This window comes from Marinibacterium sp. SX1 (genome assembly GCF_050389775.1).
Taxonomy (GTDB): Bacteria; Pseudomonadota; Alphaproteobacteria; order Rhodobacterales; family Rhodobacteraceae; genus Marinibacterium.
The window spans coordinates 3,951,022-3,970,505 of record NZ_CP177144.1 but is presented as its reverse complement, the minus strand read 5'-3'; the positions used below and the strand labels follow the sequence as shown (position 1 = coordinate 3,970,505).

Annotated in this window: 19 protein-coding genes; 8 read left to right on the top strand and 11 right to left on the bottom strand. The window is 67.1% G+C overall.

Annotated elements, in window-relative coordinates:
- Positions 1-38: 38 nt before the first annotated feature.
- The 7 genes from ACK3BB_RS17920 to ACK3BB_RS17890 all read right to left on the bottom strand — a co-directional run bounded on the left by ACK3BB_RS17920 (position 39) and on the right by ACK3BB_RS17890 (position 6,351).
- Complete coding sequence (locus tag ACK3BB_RS17920) at positions 39-602, bottom strand: DoxX family membrane protein (protein WP_428926004.1); 564 nt, start codon at positions 600-602, stop codon at positions 39-41.
- A complete protein-coding gene (locus ACK3BB_RS17915) occupies positions 599-1,525 on the bottom strand; it encodes a putative DNA-binding domain-containing protein (RefSeq protein WP_428926003.1) in 927 nt (308 codons plus the stop codon). The genes ACK3BB_RS17920 and ACK3BB_RS17915 overlap by 4 nt, the downstream gene beginning before the upstream one ends.
- Entirely contained in the window at positions 1,525-2,448 is a 924-nt protein-coding gene (locus ACK3BB_RS17910) for a DUF692 domain-containing protein (RefSeq protein ID WP_428926002.1), read from the bottom strand. Before ACK3BB_RS17910 ends, ACK3BB_RS17915 begins: the two co-directional genes overlap by 1 nt.
- Positions 2,449-2,566: 118 nt before the next feature.
- Entirely contained in the window at positions 2,567-2,869 is a 303-nt protein-coding gene (locus tag ACK3BB_RS17905) for a DUF2282 domain-containing protein (RefSeq protein WP_428926001.1), read from the bottom strand.
- Positions 2,870-3,068: 199 nt separating this feature from the next.
- Entirely contained in the window at positions 3,069-5,048 is a 1,980-nt protein-coding gene (gene thrS / locus ACK3BB_RS17900) for a threonine--tRNA ligase (RefSeq protein ID WP_428926000.1), read from the bottom strand.
- A gap of 131 nt (positions 5,049-5,179) precedes the next feature.
- Positions 5,180-5,602 (bottom strand): MAPEG family protein, encoded by a 423-nt coding sequence (locus tag ACK3BB_RS17895; RefSeq protein WP_428925999.1) that lies wholly within the window; start codon positions 5,600-5,602, stop codon positions 5,180-5,182.
- Positions 5,599-6,351 carry an ArsR/SmtB family transcription factor gene (locus tag ACK3BB_RS17890; protein WP_428925998.1) on the bottom strand — a complete coding sequence of 251 codons (753 nt, stop codon included), beginning with the start codon at positions 6,349-6,351 and terminating at the stop codon, positions 5,599-5,601. The genes ACK3BB_RS17895 and ACK3BB_RS17890 overlap by 4 nt, the downstream gene beginning before the upstream one ends.
- 242 nt (positions 6,352-6,593) lie before the next feature.
- Between ACK3BB_RS17890 and ACK3BB_RS17885 the strand changes: the two genes are divergently transcribed.
- The 5 genes from ACK3BB_RS17885 to ACK3BB_RS17865 all read left to right on the top strand — a co-directional run bounded on the left by ACK3BB_RS17885 (position 6,594) and on the right by ACK3BB_RS17865 (position 10,452).
- A complete protein-coding gene (locus ACK3BB_RS17885) occupies positions 6,594-7,337 on the top strand; it encodes an alpha/beta fold hydrolase (RefSeq protein ID WP_428925997.1) in 744 nt (247 codons plus the stop codon).
- The gene (locus ACK3BB_RS17880; RefSeq protein ID WP_428925996.1) at positions 7,334-7,936 is read left to right on the top strand and encodes a histidine phosphatase family protein; all 603 of its coding nucleotides are present in this window, start codon (positions 7,334-7,336) and stop codon (positions 7,934-7,936) included. Before ACK3BB_RS17885 ends, ACK3BB_RS17880 begins: the two co-directional genes overlap by 4 nt.
- Positions 7,937-7,948: 12 nt before the next feature.
- Positions 7,949-8,944 carry an alpha/beta hydrolase gene (locus ACK3BB_RS17875; RefSeq protein WP_428925995.1) on the top strand — a complete coding sequence of 332 codons (996 nt, stop codon included), beginning with the start codon at positions 7,949-7,951 and terminating at the stop codon, positions 8,942-8,944.
- A gap of 91 nt (positions 8,945-9,035) precedes the next feature.
- A complete protein-coding gene (locus ACK3BB_RS17870) occupies positions 9,036-9,653 on the top strand; it encodes a hypothetical protein (protein ID WP_428925994.1) in 618 nt (205 codons plus the stop codon).
- An 88-nt stretch (positions 9,654-9,741) separates the two neighbouring features.
- Positions 9,742-10,452 (top strand): alpha/beta fold hydrolase, encoded by a 711-nt coding sequence (locus tag ACK3BB_RS17865; RefSeq protein ID WP_428925993.1) that lies wholly within the window; start codon positions 9,742-9,744, stop codon positions 10,450-10,452.
- 164 nt (positions 10,453-10,616) lie between these two features.
- On the opposite strand, the gene phaZ is transcribed toward ACK3BB_RS17865, so the two are convergent.
- Positions 10,617-11,891 carry a polyhydroxyalkanoate depolymerase gene (gene phaZ, locus ACK3BB_RS17860; protein WP_428925992.1) on the bottom strand — a complete coding sequence of 425 codons (1,275 nt, stop codon included), beginning with the start codon at positions 11,889-11,891 and terminating at the stop codon, positions 10,617-10,619.
- Positions 11,892-12,095: 204 nt separating this feature from the next.
- On the opposite strand from phaZ, the gene ACK3BB_RS17855 reads away from it, so the two are divergent.
- The 3 genes from ACK3BB_RS17855 to phaR all read left to right on the top strand — a co-directional run bounded on the left by ACK3BB_RS17855 (position 12,096) and on the right by phaR (position 15,382).
- Complete coding sequence (locus tag ACK3BB_RS17855; protein ID WP_428928762.1) at positions 12,096-13,841, top strand: PHA/PHB synthase family protein; 1,746 nt, start codon at positions 12,096-12,098, stop codon at positions 13,839-13,841.
- Between the two features lie 249 nt (positions 13,842-14,090).
- The gene (locus ACK3BB_RS17850; protein ID WP_428925991.1) at positions 14,091-14,540 is read left to right on the top strand and encodes a phasin, PhaP; all 450 of its coding nucleotides are present in this window, start codon (positions 14,091-14,093) and stop codon (positions 14,538-14,540) included.
- Positions 14,541-14,827: 287 nt separating this feature from the next.
- Positions 14,828-15,382: a polyhydroxyalkanoate synthesis repressor PhaR gene (gene phaR, locus ACK3BB_RS17845; protein WP_428925990.1), complete on the top strand. Its 555-nt coding sequence runs from the start codon at positions 14,828-14,830 to the stop codon at positions 15,380-15,382.
- Positions 15,383-15,455: 73 nt separating this feature from the next.
- Here phaR and ACK3BB_RS17840 read toward each other — a convergent pair whose 3' ends face one another.
- From ACK3BB_RS17840 to ACK3BB_RS17830, 3 genes are all read right to left on the bottom strand, one after another.
- Positions 15,456-16,583 carry a hypothetical protein gene (locus tag ACK3BB_RS17840; RefSeq protein ID WP_428925989.1) on the bottom strand — a complete coding sequence of 376 codons (1,128 nt, stop codon included), beginning with the start codon at positions 16,581-16,583 and terminating at the stop codon, positions 15,456-15,458.
- A gap of 147 nt (positions 16,584-16,730) precedes the next feature.
- Entirely contained in the window at positions 16,731-17,939 is a 1,209-nt protein-coding gene (locus ACK3BB_RS17835; RefSeq protein ID WP_428925988.1) for a DegT/DnrJ/EryC1/StrS family aminotransferase, read from the bottom strand.
- Positions 17,940-18,160: 221 nt separating this feature from the next.
- On the bottom strand, positions 18,161-19,465 hold the full coding sequence (locus tag ACK3BB_RS17830) for an NAD(P)/FAD-dependent oxidoreductase (protein ID WP_428925987.1): 1,305 nt from the start codon (positions 19,463-19,465) through the stop codon (positions 18,161-18,163).
- Positions 19,466-19,484 lie beyond the last annotated feature (19 nt).

The window sequence follows — 19,484 nt, the reverse complement described above, 5'->3', positions numbered from 1 at the left end:
TGAAACGGCCCGTCAGATTGGCCCGTCAGATTGGCCCGTCAGACTGGCCCGGGCGCGCCCATCCGGCGCCACAGCGCATCGAGCGACAGGAACCCGCCGCCGCGGGCGACTAGGTAGAGCAAAAGAAAGACCCAGAGCGTGCGCTGATCCATGATCAGGCTGCCCGAGGCGCCATCGAACCAGGCACCCAGGGTCTGGGCATCGGTCGCACCATGGCCATAGACATCGGTCAGCGACTGGACGACGACAAAGCCGATCATGCCAAGCGCGGCCAGCCGGGTGAACAGGCCCAGGACGATGAGCAGGGGCAGCAGGAACTCGGCCCAGGTGCCGACCAGCGCGACCAGCCAGGGCAGGATGCCCAGCTGGGTGACATCGTAGGACACGGCTTCCATCTGGCGGGGGAACATCTGGGTGTAGGCGCCGACCGACGGGTTGAGGAACCCGAAGAACCCGTCGCCCAGCTTGGTCAGGGCCGAGCGCCAGAAATACATCAGCAGTACGGCGGCAAAGGTGAACCGGGCCAGGACGGGCAGACCATGGCCGGCCAGGGTCTGGATGAATCCGAAGATCGAATTGTGCAGGGAAATCAGGCGGTTCATGGCTGCGGGTCCTTTGGCGTCAGGGTCGTGATGGCGGCGCCCTGCAACAGCAGGGCGATGGCTGGGCCGGGGTCGAACCCCGGGTGGTCGGTCTCGGCCCGGGCCTGGGCACTGGCCAGGTCGGCGCCCTGGGCCAGCGCCTCGACCAAGGCGCCGGCGCCCAGGGGCAGCAGGTGCGGGGCGGGGTCGAAATCGGGGCGCAGGATGATGATGTCCTGGGCGCCGGGCCGGGGCTTGGGCCCACCGGCCATGGCAAAGGCCCAGATGTCATGCACCGGATGGGCCGAGCGCAGCAGCTGGACGGCCGGGGCCAGGGACATGCGCGCGCCCATCAGCGCCTCGGGCGACAGGCAGGCCAGGGTGGCGGCATCGATGGGGGCGGCATCGGCGGCGTGGTAGGACCGGCGCATGGCCAGGTCGAGCCGGGCGATATCGGCCAGGTAGGGCAGGTGGGCCAGCTGGTCCATCGCGGCGACGAAATCGGGCATGGCCGCGCCGTAATGCATCATCAACGGTGTTTCGGGCGGATGGGCGCGCAGGTAGAGCCCGGCGAGCCCGTCCATGTTGGCCGGGCCGAGCAGGTTGGCCAGGGTCGGAAAGGCCGTGTGCAGGGCGCGGGTCAGCGACGAGGCCACGTTGTTGCGATAGACATCGAACCGCCGGCCGGCGGGCCGGGCCAGGCCATCGGTCAGGCCGTCGGGCACGGGGCACAGCGGGTCGCGAAGGGCCTGGTGAAAGCCGTCCTGGTCGACGGCCGGTACGTTGGGCACAGGGCAACGCGGGTCGTGCGGGGCCTGGTGACAGCTGTCCTGCTCGACGGCCTGCACGTCGGGCCCGGGGGACAGCGTGTCGCGCGGGGCCTGGTAACAGCCGTCCTGGTCGATGACCGGCACGTCGAGCCCGGGGCGGACAGGGCCGGGCATCAGGCCGCGCCGGCGGGCAGGGCCACGGGCGAAACGGCGGGCAGCGGGCCGGCAAGGGCGCGGGCCGCGCGGGTGGCCTCGGTGGCCAGGACGGGCCAGTCGGGCACGTCCGTATCCCATTCGACAAGCACCGGTTTCGGCCCGCATCCGGTTTGCGGGGGCGTGGCCGATTGTCCGCCGGCATGCCAGAGCGTGTAATCGAGCAGGGCCCAGACCGGATCGGCGATCTCGCGCCCGTGGCTGTCGATCAGCAGCGGCGCCCCGTGGTCGTCTTGGTCTTCGTCATGGCCGCCCAGGTGGATTTCCCCGACCCGCTCGAGGTCGAAGGCATCGATGTAGCCCTGGGGCGAAAAGCCCAGGTTGGTGGCCGAGACAAAGACATTGTTGATGTCCAGCAGCAGGCCGCAGCCCGTGCGCCGGGCGATCTCGGCCAGGAAATCGGGCTCGGCCCAGGTGCTTTCGGCAAAGGCCAGGTAGCTCGACGGGTTTTCCAGCAGCATCGGCCGGCCGAGCGCGTCCTGGACCTGGTCGACATGGTCGACGATCCGGGCCAGCGTGGCATCGGTATAGGGCAGGGGCAGCAGGTCGTTGAGGAAATGGCTGTCATGGGTCGACCAGGCCAGGTGCTCGGAAAAGCTGGCCGGGTTCAGCCAGGACACCAGGTGTTTCAGCCGGGCCAGGTGATCGCGGTCGAGCGGGGCCGCACCGCCGATCGACAGGCCGACGCCATGGACCGAGATCGGAAAGCGTTCGGACAGGGCGCGCAGCTGGGCCAGGGGGCGGCCGCCGTCTCCCATGTAGTTCTCGGCATGGATTTCCAGCCAGGCCACCGGGGCGGGATCGTCGATGATCGCGGCGTAGTGCTGGGGCTTGTATCCGACCCCGGCCGCGGCGGGCAGATGGGCGCGTGAGCTGTCGGGCATGGGGCCTCCGGTCTTCGGTCTTGGGTCTTGGCGCTGGGGCAACGGTGCGGCGGGGTGAACCCCGCCCTACAAGGGCGGGGCGTAGGATGGGTTCCCGGGGGAACCCATCGCCCGGGGCTCAGGCCGGCAGGTCGCGGTCGAGCGCGTCCAGCGAGCCTTCGCGCGCCGTGCCATCGGCCATGGCCGGCAGCTCGATCTCGGTGCAGGTGCCGCTGTCGACCAGGGTCCAGGCGTTGCCCTGGTAATCGACGGTCGAGGTCCCGGCGCAGGTCGTGCCCGGGCCGGCCGCGCAATCGTTCTCGCCGGCCAGCGAGATGCCATAGCATTTTTCCTTGGCCTGGGCCTCGGCGGTGGTGGCATGGGCGGTCAAGGCCGCGGCGATGGATGCGGCGACGGTCATCGTCTTGACGGGGTTGGGCATGGATCGTCTCCCTTGGGTTGCACTCGATGATGCTCCCAAGGTAGTCCGCCACGCCTCGCGCATGAAGTCACGAGCCTGTTGGTCACGGCCCTGTCAGGCAATGTCAGGGTCGATCCCTGCCAAGCGATTGATTTCAAAGGCCGCAAAAGCAAAACGGCCGGCATGTTGTCACATGCCGGCCGCTTGTCATCACGCAATGTTACAGAAGATCCGGCGGCGTCGCCTCGGTTCCCAGGGCCTTTGTTACAGCCTCCAGGCTCTGCACCTCGGTCTTTTTCTCGCCCAGCCGGCGGACCGACACGGTGCGCTCTTCGACCTCGCGCGCCCCCACGGCCAGGATCACCGGGACCTTGCCCACCGAATGCTCGCGGACCTTGTAGTTGATCTTTTCGTTGCGCGTATCGGCCTCGGCCCGGACCCCGGCGGCGGTCAGCTGGGCCACCACTTCGGCCACGTAATCGTCGGCCTCGGACGTGATCGAGGCCACGACCACCTGGCGCGGGGCCAGCCAGAACGGCAGCTTGCCCTCGTGGTTCTCGATCAGGATGCCGATGAACCGCTCGAACGACCCAAGGCAGGCGCGGTGCAGCATGAACGGCCGGTGCTTGTCGCCATCGGCGGCGATATAGCTGGCGCCCAGCCGTTCGGGCAGGTTGGGATCGACCTGGAAGGTGCCGCATTGCCAGACCCGGCCGATGGCATCGGTCAGGTAGAAATCGAGCTTGGGCCCGTAGAACGCCCCGTCGCCCGGTTCCAGCGTATACTCACGCCCCACGGCCTTGATGGCGTTTTCCAGCGCGCCTTCGACGTAATCCCAGCTTTCCTCGGTGCCCACGCGCTTTTCGGGGCGGGTGGCAAAGCGGATCTCGAAATCGTCGAAGCCCAGTTCCTGGTAGACATTGGCCAGGAAGTCGATGAAGCGCGCGCATTCCTCCTGGATCTGGTCTTCGGTGCAGAAGATATGCGCATCGTCCTGGGTGAACCCGCGCACGCGCATGATGCCGTGCAACGCGCCCGAGGGTTCGAACCGCGCACAGGACCCGAACTCGGCCAGCCGCAGGGGCAGGTCACGGTAGGATTTCAGACCCTGGTTGAACACCTGCACGTGGCAGGGGCAGTTCATCGGCTTCAGCGCGTTGATCCGCGTCTGATCCTTGTTCTTGGCGCTGGCATCGTCGTTCTCGCCGTCGCGGCTCTCATCGACCTCGACCAGGAACATGTGGTGCTGGTATTTCTCCCAGTGACCGCTGGCTTCCCACAGCTTGCGGTCGACGACCTGGGGCGTGTTGATTTCGCGGTAGCCGCCGACGCGCTGCTTGCGGCGCATGTAATCCTGCAGCTGGGTGTAGATCGTCCAGCCGTTCGGGTGCCAGAACACCTGGCCGGGCGCCTCTTCCTGCATGTGGAACAGGTCCATCTCGCGGCCCAGCTTGCGGTGGTCGCGCTTGGCGGCCTCTTCCAGCATGTGCAGATGGGCCTTGAGTTTTTCCTTGCCGGTGAAGGCCACACCATAGATGCGCTGCAGCATCTGGCGCTTGCTGTCGCCGCGCCAATAGGCCCCGGCGATGGACATCAGCTTGAAGGCATCGGCCGGCACCTGGCCGGTGTGCTGCAGGTGCGGGCCGCGGCAGAGGTCCTGCCAGTCGCCGTGCCAGTACATGCGCAGCGGCTCGTCGCCGGGAATGGCGTCGATCAGCTCGACCTTGTAGGGCTCGCCCGAGTCCTCGTAGAACTTCACCGCACGGGCCCGGTCCCAGACCTCGGTGGTCACGGGCTCGCGCTTGTTGATGATGTCCTTCATCTTCTTTTCGATTTCGCCCAGGTCTTCCGGCGTGAAGGGCTCGGCCCGGTCGAAATCGTAATACCAGCCGTTCTCGATGACGGGGCCGATGGTGACCTTGGTGTCGGGCCAGATCTCCTGCACGGCACGGGCCATGATATGGGCCAGGTCGTGGCGGACCAGCTCGTTGGCCTGGGCCTCGTCCTTCATCGTGTGGATGGCAATGTCGGCATCCGTGTCGATCGGCCACTGAAGATCCCAGTGCTTGCCGTTCACGGTGGCGGAGATGGCCTTCTTGGCCAGCGAGGTGGAAATGTCGGCAGCGATCTGCGCGGGCGTGATGCCGGCGTCATAGGAACGCGAATTGCCATCGGGAAGGGTGAGAGAGATCTGGGCCATATCGGCTCTCCTCGTCGGTCTGGCGCCCACGGAACGCCCGGTTGCGGGTTTGTAGCGGGGCCTGAGTGACGGGCAGGGGCCGGGTTGTCAAGACGGCAGGGCGACCGCGCGCCCCGCCGTCAGGTGGCGGATCACGCCAGCAGGATGGCCGCGGCGATGGCCAGGATGCAGACCCAGCCGCCGGTAAACAGCAGCGGGCGCAGGGGCATGCGGGCAAAGCCCGCGATGAAGCCCACCGCATGGGCGATGCGCAGCCAGAAGAAGGCCGCGCAGGCCGCGAGGGTCAGCCCGTTGGACACGCCGGCCAGGTGGGCGATCAGCACGACCACGGCGAAGGGCAGGAATTGTTCCAGCAGGTTGAGATGGGCACGGTAGGCGCGCTGGGTGATATCCGACATCTCGCTGATGCGGGCCATGCGGGCGAAGCTCTGGAAGGGCGCATCGGCCGGCCGCGAGGACAGCACGATGAAAGGCACCCAGAGCAGGGCGGCCAGGATTGCCGTCATCAGCAGCCAGAACAGCTCGGGCGTCAGCCCGGGGCCGGCGGCGCTCATGCCTGCATCTCGGGAAAGAAGCGATGGGCCTCGCCGGTTTCGAGAAAGGTCTTGATGCCCGACAGGAAGCGCGTCCAGCCATCGCCGATGCCCGGCTGGCCGGCGGGGATGTCATAATGTTCGACGGTCAGTTTCATGCCCGAGGCGGTCGGTTCGACCAGGTAGACACAGCGGCTTTCGGTGGTGTCGTCGCCCCAGGCCGGCAGGAAGACCATCTCGATCCGGGTCTTGGGCTCGATGGCAATCACCCGGTTGGACAGCATCGGCGCGCCGTCGGGGCGCAGATAGGCGATCTCGTCGCCCGGGGCCTGCATGGTCCCACGCGCGGCCTGGCAGGCGAAATGATAGCGGGCGACGATGTCACCCCGGGTCAGGGCATCCCACAGGGCATCCTGGGTGCAGTTGATGAAGGTCGACATGATGAAGTCGGGCTTGCTCATGGAGGTCTCCTCGAGTTGAGCTTTCAGATCCGTCAGCGCGGCAGCATGGGGTTGCAGGAAGGGATGCACCCAGCGGGTGATCATCTCCTGCAGGGGCAGGGCATTCAGGTAGTGGTATTTGAACCGCCCCCGCTTGCGCGTGACGACGAGATGGGCGTCCTCGAGCACCTTGAGATGCTTCATCACGCCGAACCGGCTCATGTCCAACTGCTCTTCCAGTTCGGTCAGTGTCTGCCCGTCCGTCGCTCGGAGCGAGTCCAGGAGCGCGCGGCGGGCAGGGTCGTTGAGGGCCTTGAAGATCGCGTCCATGGAATCGCTTATAAGTTACTATTTAGTCACGTGACAAGATGGTCACGTGAATGCCGGTCCTGTGTGGGTCCTGGGCGGGCGCAAATTTGGGCTGCGGCGGGCGCAGGCCCCGGGCGTGAGATGCGGCGCGAGATGGGGCGGGGGCAGGTGTGCGGGGGCAGGTGCGCGGGGCAGGGCGGGGAAAACCGGGTGGACGGCCGGCCTGCCGCGTGCATGATCGCGGCGCAGACCGGAGGGACATGATGCGCGAACCTGAATACCTGGACACGCCACAGGGCCGGCGGCTGGCCTATCACCGGACCCAGGGCGCGGGGCCGATGGTCGTCTTCCTGGGCGGGCTGAAATCCGACATGGAAGGCACCAAGGCGATCCATCTCGAAGACTGGGCGCGGGCCAATGGCCGGGGCTTCCTGCGGTTCGACTATTCCGGGCACGGCCAGTCCAGCGGGACCTTCGAGGAGGGCTCGATCGCCGATTGGCACGAGGACACGCTGGCGGCCATCGACGCGCTGACCGATGGCCCGCTGGTGGTCGTCGGATCGTCCATGGGCGGCTGGCAGGCGCTGCTCCTCGCTCGGGCACGGCCCGCGCGCCTCGCCGGGTTGGTGACCATTGCCGCCGCGCCGGATTTCACCGAAGACGGCTATTGGGCCGGGTTCACCGATGCCCAGAAGGCCGAGATCGAGGCCGGGCGACCTGTCGAGCTGCCGTCGGATTACATGGAGCCCTACATCGTCACGCGGAAGATGATCGAGGACGGGCGGGCCCACCTGGTGCTGCGCGCGCCGCTCGATCTGCCGTTCCCGGTGCGCCTGTTGCAGGGCACGGCCGACACGGCCGTTTCGGTGGCCACGGCCGTGGCCCTGCTGGACCATGCGACCAGCCCCGACATGCGGCTGCTGCTGGTCAAGGAGGCCGATCACCGGTTTTCCGACGAGACCTGCCTGGGCCTGATCGAAACGGCGGTCGACGAGGTCACCGGGTGAGCCGCCGGCTGTTGTTCATCACCCATGCCGACGTGGTCATCGACCCGGTGGTGCCGGTCACGGAATGGGGGCTGAACGACAGGGGCCGGGCCCGGCACGCGGCCTTTGCGACCAGCGAGGCGGTGGCCGGGGTCAGTGCCATCCATGCCAGCGCCGAGCGCAAGGCGCAGGACGGCGCGGCGATCCTGGGCCAGGCGCTGGGGCTGTCGGTACAGACGATGGCCGCGTTGCACGAGAATGACCGCAGCGCCACGGGCTACCTGCCGCGCGAAGCGTTCGAGGCCATGGCCGATGCGTTCTTTGCCCGGCCCACCGAGGCGGTGCGCGGCTGGGAACGGGCGGTGGATGCCCAGGCCCGGATCTGTGCGGCGGTCCACGAGATCGTTGCGGCGGATGCCACGCAGGGTGATATTGCCATCGTGGCCCATGGCGCAGTGGGCGCCCTGTTCCTGAGCGACAGGATGGGGGTGGCGATCAGCCGGGCGCAGGACCAGCCGGCCAATGGCGGTGGCAATTACCTGGCCTGCCACCTGCCGGGCCTGGCGCTGGATCACGGCTGGCGCGACATCGCGCCGGGGCATGACGCGGCAACGGGATAGGGCGGACCAGGCATGGGCATGATCGGCAAGGCGGTGACGGCGGGTCTTGTGGTCTTGTTGGTCTTGGTGGGCGCGGTGCTGCTGTTGGGCCCGCGCGAGCCGGTCGCCCTGCGCGCCGATTTCGACCCGCGCCGGTTCGGCGAGGGCGTGCAGGTCTATTTCGAAAGCGTCGAAAGCGCCTTTGACGACATCACCCCGGGGGTAGAAAAGCGCGTGGTCTGGGCCGAGGGCGGCTATGAACGGCGCACGCCGGTGTCGGTTGTCTATCTGCACGGCTTCACGGCCACGTCCGAGGAAATCCGCCCGGTGCCCGACCGGGTCGCCGCTGCGCTGGGGGCCAACCTGGTCTATGGCCGGCTGGCGGGCCACGGCCGGCCCGGCGATGCCCTGGGCGCGGTGACGGCGGTGGACTGGATGCAGGACACGGCCGAGGCGCTGGCGGCGGGCCGGGCGGTGGGCGAGAAGGTGGTTGTCATGGCCACCTCGACCGGGGGCACCCTGGCGGCCATGGCCGCGCTGGATCCGGCCATGGCCGAAGACGTGGCGGCGCTGATCCTGGTCAGCCCCAATTTCGGGCCCAACGAGCCGGGGGCCTTCCTGCTGGCCTGGCCGGGCACGCGGTGGTGGCTGCCGCTGGTGCTGGGGCCTCGGCGCGGCGAGGTGTCGGGAAATGCCGAGATCGCGCCCTACTGGACGGCCGATTACCCGTCGGTTGCGGTGCTGCCCATGGCGGCGCTGGTGGACCGGGCCGTGCGGCTGGATTACGGCGCGGCGCGGGTGCCGGCGCTGTTCTGGTTCAGCGAGGGCGACAAGGTCGTGCGCCCTCAGGCCACGCGCCGGGTGGCCGGGGCCTGGGGCGGGCCGGTGACGATGCGGACCGTGACCATGGGGTCGGGCGATGATGCCAACAGCCACGTGGTGGCCGGCGACCTGGTCTCGCCGGGCCAGACCGAGGCGGCGGTGGCCGGCATGCTGGGCTGGCTGGCCTCGCTGGGCATCGGCGGATGATCCGGCCCGGCCCGCCCCGCGCCCGCAGAGCGCCCGCCCACCCACCCCGCTCTGCGGGCGCGGGGCGGGCCTGATGCGGCGCCCGTGCAGCATGTGGAGCCTGGAGACGCTGGGCCGGGTGCGCCTGTCGCGGCATTTCTACATGCGCGATTTCCTCTATTCCGAGATCGGCAATTTCCACGAGATTCAGAACATTCCCGACGATCCCGACCTGGCCATCGCCTGCGGCCGGGCCTTCTGTGAGACCCTGCTGGACCCGCTGGAAGAGACCTTCGGCCGGATCGCCGTGCGCTCGGGCTATCGCTCGCCCCGGCTGAACGCCTTTGGCAACGAGCGGGGGCTGAACTGCGCGCGCAACGATTACCCGCTGGAATGCCACATCTGGGACCGGGGCCGGGGCGCTGCGCGGGTGGCCGGGGCGTCGATCGTCATTCCGTGGTTTGCCGATCGCCACGCAGAGGGGCGCGACTGGCGCGACCTGGCCTGGTGGCTGCACGATCATCTCGACTATTCCGAGATCTGGTTCTTCCCAAAGCTCTGCGCCTTCAACATTGCCTGGCGGCCCGTGCCGCAACGGCGGATCGACAGCTACATCGCCCCGCGCGGCTGCCTGCTGCGGCCCGGGGCGGCGCCGGGCGAAACCTTGCCGCAACGCCGGGCGCGGTACCGCGATTTCCCGCCGTTCCGTGGCGTGGCCTACCCGGGATAGGCCTTGAAGGCCGGGGTGAATGCCCTAATCTCCGGGCGCGAGGGGCGGGACAGGATCCCCCGAAGACCCCGATGTTGAGCAGGCCCTGATGAACGAACCCCTGGTGCTGATCCCCGGCCTGATGGCCGATGCGCGGGCCTTTGCCGCCCAGCTGACCGTGCTGTCGCGCGAACGGGCGGTCATGGTGGCCCCGGCGATGCTGGGCGAACGGGTCGAGGAAATGGCTTCGCACCTATTGGACCAGCTGCCCCGGCGCTTTGCCCTGGCCGGTCACGGGCTGGGCGGGATCCTGGCGATGGAATTGCTGCGCCGGGCGCCGGACCGGGTGATGCGCATCGCCCTGCTCGATACCCAGCCGCTGGCCGAAACGCCGCAGGATGCGGCGGCCCGCGAGATGCTGATCGTCAAGGCCCGGGCCGGGCGGCTGGGCGACGTGATCGACGCGTCCTTCCCGGCCGAAACCCTGGCCCCGGGGCCGGCCCGGCGCGATGTCCAGGCGGCGATCCGCACGATGGCCGAAGAGCTGGGGGCCGAGGTCTTCATCCGCCAGTCGCGGGCCCTGCAGCGCCGCCGGGACCAGCAATCGACCCTGCGCAAATGCCGGGTGCCGGCACTGGTGCTCTGCGGCGAACATGACAGCCTGACCCCGGTGAAACGCCATGAATTCCTGGCCGAGCTGATCCATCACGCCACTCTGGCCGTTCTTCCCGGTGCCGGCCATGTACCGATGCTGGAAACGCCGGATGCGGTGACCGATGCGCTCAGGGCCTGGCTCGCTGCGCCGATGGTGCTGCGGTAGGGGGGCGCTGCCCCCGTCCTCCGTTGGAGGACTCCCCCGAGGGTACTTGGACCAAGAAGAAGAACAGGGCGCGCGGTCCTGTCTTCTTCTTGGTCCAAGTACCTCAGGGCAACATCGCCGCCCGCGGGCGGGCCGAGGTCATCGCCCGGCCCGGATTGCGGGGCTCAGGCCGCGGCGTTGGTGTTGGCGGCGGCCTTGGGCGCGGGTTTCGGGCTGTTGGCGTCGATGAAATCCAGCACCAGCGGCCGGATGTTGTTGCGCCAGCTCTTGCCGGCGAAGATGCCGTAATGGCCGGCGCCGGGCTCGAGATGGCTGGCCTTCTTGTCGTCGGGCAGGCCGGTGCACAGGGCCAGGGCCGCGATGCACTGGCCGGGCGCCGAGATGTCGTCATTGGCGCCTTCGACGGTCTTCACGGCCACCGTGGTGATCTTGCCGATATCCACGGCCTTGCCGGCCACGGTGAAGACATTGCGCGCGATCTCGCGGTTCTTGAAGATCCGTTCCACCGTCGACAGGTAGAACTCGGCCGTCATGTCCATGACCGCCAGGTATTCGTCGTAGAACCGGTTGTGCGGATCGTGGTCCGAGGCCTCGCCCTTGGCCACCCGCTGGATCTGGTCGGTGAAGGCCTTGGAATGGCGGTCGGCGTTCATCGACATGAACGAGGCCAGCTGCAGCAGGCCCGGATAGACCAGCCGGCCGACGCCCTTGTACTTGAACCCGACCCGCTGGATCATCGTCTCTTCCAGCTGGCCCATCGTCACCCGCCGGCCGAAATCGGTGACTTCGGTGGGCGTGGCATCGGGGTCGATCGGCCCGCCGATCAGGGTCAGGGTGCGGGGCTGGGCTTCGGGCTCTTCCTCGGCCAGGTAGGCTGTGGCCGCCAGGGTCAGGGGCGCCGGCTGGCAGACCGCGATGACATGGGTGTCTGGCCCGAGGTGGCGCATGAAATCGACGAGGTAGAGGGTGTAATCTTCGACATCGAACTTGCCCGCGCTGACCGGGATATCACGGGCATTGTGCCAATCGGTGACATAGACCTCGCAATCGGGCAGCAGCGACAGGACCGTCGAGCGCAGCAGGGTCGCGTAATGGCCCGACATCGGCGCGACCAGCAACACCTTGCGCGCGCTTTCCTCGCGGCCCGAGACCCGGAAATGCAGCAGGTCGCCGAAATCCTTCTCGACCACGATTTCCTTTTCGACGATGTGGTCCTTGCCATCCGCACAGGTGATCGACCGGATCCCCCAGGACGGCTTGACGACCATGCGCGAGAAGGTCCGTTCGGTCACTTCGCCCCAGGCGGCGGACCAGGCCAGCAGGGGATTTGGCACCATGGCCATGGCCGGGTAGGAGGCAAAGGACTTGGCCGTTGCGCCCAGCCACTGGTTGGTGTTCCGAACCGTCTCCATGACGTCGTACGTCATCATGTACCGCATTGGGGGACTCCTTTTTGCCGGTCGCTCGACTAGACTGGCCGTGACTCGGTCCGGTTGTTGACGGACCATTCGCCGCTTTGTCCCGGCAGCAAAGCGGCACTACGCTGCATGGCAGCAAGGTATGGGGGATTTATTAAATTGACAACTGATACTCAAGAATTGGTTACGCCATCTGCCGAGCACCTGGACAAGCTCAAGGAAAACATGCGCCGGGTCGAAGACCTGTCCCACCGCCTGATCGACGTCATGGCCCACCGCAAGATCCACAACCCGGCGCTGGATGCGCCGAATCAGGATCTGTTCGCCAAGGCCGCCGCCGCCTACTGGACCGAGGCCATCCAGGATCCGGCCAAGATCATCGAACACCAGATCCGCTACTGGTCAAAATCGGTGCTGCATTTCGTCGAGGCCCAGCAGGCCCTGGCCAAGGGCCGCATTGCCGCGCCCGAGGATCCCGGCCCGCGCGACCGGCGGTTTTCCAACCCGCTGTGGGACAGCCACCCCTATTTCAACTTCATCAAGCAGCAATACCTGATCAATGCCGAGGCCATCCAGCAGGCCGTGCTGGACGTCGATGACATGGACGAGGTCGAAAAGCGCCGGCTGAGCTATTTCGCCAAGCAGATCGTCGACATGATGGCCCCGACCAATTTCCTGGCCACCAATCCTGACGCGCTGGAAAAGGCCCTGGAGACCGACGGGCAATCGCTGATCGACGGGCTGGAGAATCTGATCCGCGACCTGGAGGCCAACGACGGCGAGCTGGTCGTGCGGCTGGCCGATGAAAGCGCCTTCAAACTGGGTGAGAACATCGGCGCGTCGAAGGGCGAGGTGGTCTATCGCAACCACATGATGGAAATCATCCAGTACAGCCCGACGACCGAACAGGTCCACGAGGTGCCGCTGCTGCTGTTCCCGCCCTGGATCAACAAGTTCTACATCCTCGATCTCAAGGCCCAGAACAGCCTGATCAAATGGGTGACCGACCAGGGCTACACGCTGTTCGTCGTCAGCTGGGTCAATCCCGATCCCAGCTACTGTGACGTGGGCATGGAGCAATATATCGAGGACGGCTTCCTGACGGCCATCCGCGAGGTCAAGGCGATCACCGCGCAGAAACAGATCAACGTCGTGGGCTATTGCATTGCCGGCACGACCCTGGCCCTGACCCTGTCGCTGCTCAAGCAGCGCGGCGACAAGTCGGTCAAGTCGGCGACCTTCTTCACCGCGCTGACCGATTTCTCGGACCAGGGCGAATTCACGCCCTTCCTGCAGGATGATTTCGTCGACGGCATCGAGGTCGAGACAAAGGCCCGCGGCATGCTGCCGTCCTACATCATGGCCCGGACCTTTTCCTTTCTGCGGTCCAACGACCTGGTCTATTCGCCGGCCATCCGGTCCTACATGATGGGCCAGACCCCGCCGGCCTTCGACCTGCTCTACTGGAACGGCGATGGCACCAACCTGCCGGCCAGGATGGCCATGCAATACCTGCGCCAGCTCTGCCAGCGCAACGAATTCGCGGGCGAGGGGATCGACCTGCTGGGCCATACGCTCAGGATCCGCGATGTCGACGTGCCGCTCTGCGCCATTGCCTGCGAGACCGATCACATCGCCGCCTGGCGTGACAGCTACCGGGGCATCCAGCAGATGGGCTCGCGGTCGAAGACCTTCATCATGACCCAGTCGGGCCATATCGCCGGCATCGTCAATCCGCCGTCCAAGAAGAAATACGGCCATTACGTCAACAAGGATCTCAAGCTTGATCCCCAGGCCTGGCTTGACGGCGCCGAGTTTACCGAAGGCTCGTGGTGGCCGCGCTGGGAGACCTGGCTGAAGGGCCGGTCGGGCAAGCTGATTCCCGCGCGTGAACCGGGGGACAAGGCGCATCCGCCGCTGGGCCCGGCGCCCGGCCAATACGTCCGATCGGTCCCGGCCGAGTCGGCCTGAGCCGCCATCGGCGTTTTTTTACTGGTCTTTCCGGCCGTCGCCCCCCGGGTGGGGCGGCGGATTTTTCCGCCTGTCCAGCCAATGCCTTGGCCAGTCCCGGGCGGTCGGCGGAACCTTGCCGGATCGATGCCTGCCGAGGACATTCTTTCTGCGACGCAGCACTAATGCTTGAAATGCTGCATCGCAGCATATACTGTATGTCAGGAAGAAGGACGGGGTGGGCCCGGACGGAGAACCAGGAAGAGTACTATGGCTAACGCACAAGACTTCACCGCTATGATGAAAGACATGATGGGCGCATTTCCGGTCGATACCTCGGCCATGGAAGACGCGTTCAAGACCAGCGCCACGCTGAACGAGAAACTGTCGAGCGTCGCTCTGGAAGCCGCCGACAAGACCGCCGAGATCTCGACGGCCTGGACCAAGCAGACCATCGAAAAGCTCAGCGACCTGTCGAAAGCCAAGGCAGAGCCGGCCGATTACGCCAAGGCGCTGTCGGATTTCGCTTCGGCCACCGCTGAAATCTCGGCCGAGCACATGGCCGCCTACGCGGAAATCGCCAAGAAGGTCCAGATGGACACCGTCGAACTGATGATGGCCGCTGGCAAGGACATGACCGAAGACGCCACCGCCGCGATGAAAAAGGCCACCGACGAGGTGACCGCCGCCACCAAGAAGGCGACCACCGCAGCGAAGTAATTCGGTTGCCCACGGGCAATTTGCACCATCTCCTCCCCTCAGGTGCAATCGCAGGAAGGGGGCAGGCCACAGGGTCTGCCCCCTTTTTCATGGCCGGGTGACGGGCGCTTGCCGCAGCCGCATCACCGCGCCGGCCGACCGGCCCGCGGCACCGGCCGCAGCCCCGCGGATGACCGCATGCGGGGGCCGGTGAGGAATGCGGCAGCACGTTGGAAAAACGGGCTCTTTCTTTTCGTTCTGCGCTCGCATAGGCTTTGCTGCAACGCTGCATGACCGGGGAGGCTACCGTGGCCGAAACAGAGAAACCGCTTCTGATCAAGCGCTATGCCAGCCGGCGTCTCTACAACACCGAAACCAGCGATTACGTCACGCTGGAAGACATCGCGGGCTTTATCCGCGATGGCCGTGAAGTGAAGATCGTCGACCTGAAATCGGGCGACGACCTGACCCGGCAATACCTGCTGCAGATCATCGCCGAACATGAAAGCCGGGGCGAAAACGTCCTGCCGGTCACCGTGCTGAACGACCTCGTGCGCAGCTATATGGTGCCGGGCGGGGGGATGATGCCCCAGTTCCTGCAAACCTCCTTTGACATGCTGCGCGACAGCCAGTCGAAGATGCTGGACAACATGAACGCCATGAACCCGATCGCCAAGATGCCCGGGTTCGAGGCCATGAAGGCCCAGCAGGAAGCCTTTGTGAAAGCCATGACCGGCGGTCTGTCCGGCCAATGGTCGGGCCCGGGCGAAGAAGGCGCGGCCGAGAGCGAAAGCAAGGACGACCTGGACGCGATCAAGAAGCAGCTGGCCGATCTGCAGGACAAGCTGTCCAAGCTCAGCTGACCCGACGGGCCGTGCCGCGGCATGGCCCCGGTCCCGCCCCCCTCATTCCCCGCGAAACCTCGTCCGCGCCGGTTCAGCCGCTCTTGGCAACCGCGTGGTCGAAGAGCGCGTCCATCAGCTCCAGCGTGCCGGTGCCGGCCGGTTTCAGCCGCAGCCGCTGGACCATGGGCGCCAGGTAGTCCTTTGCACCCGCGGCAATCTCCAGCAGGTGATCTTCGGATTGCACGCCGGTCTCGTCGCCGGTGCCCGCGGGCAGTGCGCCGGGCATCAGGTCGAAGCCGCTGCGCCGTTCCATCCAGGCCACGTCGTCCTCGGGCACGCGGGCCCGCACCAGCGACTGGGCAAAGCGGAACTTGGGTGCCTTGTCGGCAGGTGTGTCCTCGGGCTTGGGCGTCCGGCCCAGCTTGAGACCCAGCCGGCGTTTCACCCGCTTGGCCACCCGTTCCATCCGCCGGTCCTCCTCGCGCATGAGCAGGCGGATCAGCAGCAGGCGGGCGCGGAACAATTCGCGCGACCCGGTGCGTGCGCCGCGTTCGCGGTTGTAGAGAAACAGCGCCGCCGCCGCGTCCAGCGTCAGGCTTTCGTTCGACCGGCGTTCGTCGAGCCGGGTGATGTCGGCCCCGACATGGCCGGCGAAATCGCGCACCACCGACTGGCCCGGAAAGCTGCGCGGGTCGAAGCGCAGGTAGGTCACGTTCTCGCGGCCAAAGACCTGGTCCATGGCGGCCAGCCGCCCGACATAGCGGGGCATCGGCACCTGGAAGGTCTCGACCCCGGCCTTCAGCCCCTGCTGGAAGGCCGACGAGGCATAGCCCATCGGCTCGCGCACGTAGGCCAGCAGGCGGATGCGGTCGCAATGTTGGGCCAGCAGGTCGCGCAGCTCTTCCAGCTGGTCCGGTTTCAGCCCCAGCACGCCCTCGGCCGAGATCAGTACCCGGTCGCGGCCCTGGTCCAGCGCGGCCACCAGGTCGGCCCGGTGCTGCTCGCGTTCGGCCAGAATCTGGTCGCGGTCATAGCCCTGGGCGCGGATCGCCCGGGCCGGAGCATCGGGATCGCGGAACAGCATCTGCAGGGGCATGGAGTGATTGGCCGTGGCCAGCTGCGCATAGGCCAGGCTGCCGTCGTCATAGCCTGCGAAACTGTGCTGGATCGAAGACGAACCGGTCTTGTCCATGCCGATGTGAAGAAGGACTTCGGTCATCTTGCCTCGGGTCTTGTTTGCGCCTGCATGTGCCTGGACGGGCCGCCTGAAATACACACGCCCCAAGCCGGAAGGCAAGGGGCGCGGGCAGGGCAGGCCGGCAAAGGGCCGCCAGTGTCACGTGGCAGGCCCTTTCGGGCGCGTGTCTCAGGTGCCGTAGGCGCGGATGTCGCCCATCACGGCCTCGACCGAGGCCAGCAGGATGTCGGTGATCACGTCCAGCTCGTCGCGGGTCAGGCGCACCGGCAGGCGCACGTCGCAGGCCTTCATCAGCATCGCGCGGGTCTGCGGCAGTTCGGGCAGGTCCTCGATGAACTGCCAGTTCCAGAACGCCCGGGCATTGTCGGTCGACATGCCGAAGACCTGCACCTTGACGCCCCGGGCCGCCGATTCATCGGCAAAGGCCCGGATCTCGTCGGCGCTCATGTTCTCCATGTTGAACTGGATCGAATCCGGCGCGCGCAGTTCGGGGCCCAGCGGGGCGGGCACGTCGATGAAGGGCGAGGCATTGAGCCGCTCGGCCACGTGATCGTGGTTGGCCCGGCCATCGGTAACCCGGCGTTCCAGCTCGGGCAGCTGGGCCCGGCTGATCACGGCCGACATGTTGTTGAGCCGCAGGTTGTAGAGCGGCAGCTGGTTCTGCCAGCGGGCAAAGGCCGCTTCCAGCTCGCCGTTGCCATGGCCGAAGCCCCGGTGTTTCTTCCAGTTGTGTTCGTAGGCGCCCGACATGATCACGGCCCGGGCGATCAGGTCGGCATCGTCGGTGATCATGATCCCGCCTTCGCCGGCATTGACCATCTTGTAGGACTGGAACGAGAAACAGCCGATCTTGCCGATCGTGCCGATCTTGCGCCCGTGCCACAGCGTGCCCAGCGAATGGGCCGCGTCCTCGACGACGGGCAGGCCGCGCGCGTCGCACAGCGCCATGATGGCATCCATGTCCGAGGTATGGCCGCGCATGTGGCTGATGATCACGGCCTCGACATCGTCCAGCTTGGCCTCGAAATCGGCCATGTCGATGCGGTAATTGTCGGCCACTTCGCACAGCACCGGCTTGCAATCGGCATGCACGACCGACGACGGCACGGCGGCGAACGTGAACCCGGGGATCAGCACCCGGGCACCCGGCGTCAGCCCCAGCGCCTTGAGCGACAGGAACAGGGCCGCCGAGCAGGACGACACGGCCAGCGCGTAGCGGCTGCCCATCATCGCGGCAAAGTCTTCCTCCAGCAGCGTGACGGCCGCGCCTTCGGAGGTATAGCGGAAAAGATCGCCCGACTGGAGCAACGCTTCGATTTCAGCGCGCGCGGCTTCGGGGATCGGCTCTGCCTCGTGAACGTTCGGAACGGTGACCATTTCGTTTTCCTTAACTGGATCTTTCGTAAATCTAAAACAGGATTGCGCCGGAACCAAGGCCAAAGACGGGCAGTCGGTGAATTGTCGGTTAAGACTGTGGCCCCTGGGCATCCCCGCGGGCCGCCGGTGGCCCGGGGTCACACCAGGGCCGCCCCGAGGCCCGTGGGCCCGGGGCCTCTGCCAGCCGCAAGATCGTCGGATCGGGTCGCCGGGCCGGGGCCCTAGATCCCCAGCTTGTCGCGCATGGCGTACCAGCTCATGGCCAGCGCCAGCAGCGGGCTGCGCAGGCCCGGCCCGCCGGGGAAGGCCGGGGTCGGCAGGGCGGCAAAGGTATCGAACCCCTCGGTCTGGCCCTGCACGGCCCGGGCCATCAGCATGCCCGCATGGGTCGCCGTGCCCACCCCGTGGCCGGAATAGCCCGAGGCCGTCAGGATGCGCGGCGACAGCCGGGCCATCCAGGGCAGGCGCTTCATCGTGATGGCCAGCGTGCCGCCCCAGGCATGGTCGATCTTCACGCCCTTCAGATGCGGAAAGATCCGTTCCATCGGCTTGCGCACCGTCGCCGCGATATCCTCGGGGAACCGATAGCCATAGCTCTCGCCCCCCCCGAACAGCAGCCGCCCGTCGGCCGACAGCCGGAAGTAGTTGATGACAAAGAGGTCATCGGCCACCGCCACGTCACGGGTCAGCACCTCGGCGGTGCGCGCGCCCAGCGGCTCGGTCGCGGCGATGAAATTGTTGATCGGCATGACCCGCGCCGCCACCCGCGGCTCCAGGTCGCCCATGTAGCCGTTGCAGCCCAGGATCAGGTGATCGGCCGTCACCACGCCCCGTTCGGTCTGCACCTTCACCTGCGCGCCGTCCTCGATCCCGGTCACCCGGCTCGTCTCGAAGATCCGTGCCCCGGCGCCCTCGGCCGCCCGGGCCAGCCCCAGCGCCAGTTTCAGCGGATGCAGATGGCCCGAATCCCAGTCGATCAGCCCGCCCTTGTAGACCGGCGACGGGCAGAGCGCCTGGCAGGCCTCGCGGTCCAGCACCTCGGTCGCGAAATGGCGATAGGTCCGGGCCAGGTGCTCGGCATATTCATGCAACTCGCGCACCCCGCCCCGGGTCGAGGCCATCTCGGCCACCCCGGGTCGCAGGTCGCATTGGATGTTGTGGCGCTTGATCAGCGCGCGCACCAGCCGGTTGGCATCGGCCCCCAGCTCCCACAGCTGGCGGGCCACGTCCGGCCCGTGCCGCGCTTCCAGCACATCCTGGGTCACCCTTTGGCCGCCGCCCAGCTGCCCGCCGTTGCGCCCCGACGCGCCAAAGCCCACCCGGTGCGCCTCCAGCAGCACCACCGACAGACCGGCCTCGGCCAGGTGCAGCGCCGCGGACAGGCCCGTATAGCCCCCGCCCACCACGCAGACATCGGCCCGCAGCTCTCCGTCCAGCGCCGCCCTCGGCTCGGGCAGGTCCACGCTGGCCGCGTACCACGACTGCGGATACCGGCCCGGCCGGTCATTGGCATAGAGCAGATCCATCGCCGCTTCCTGCTTCTTT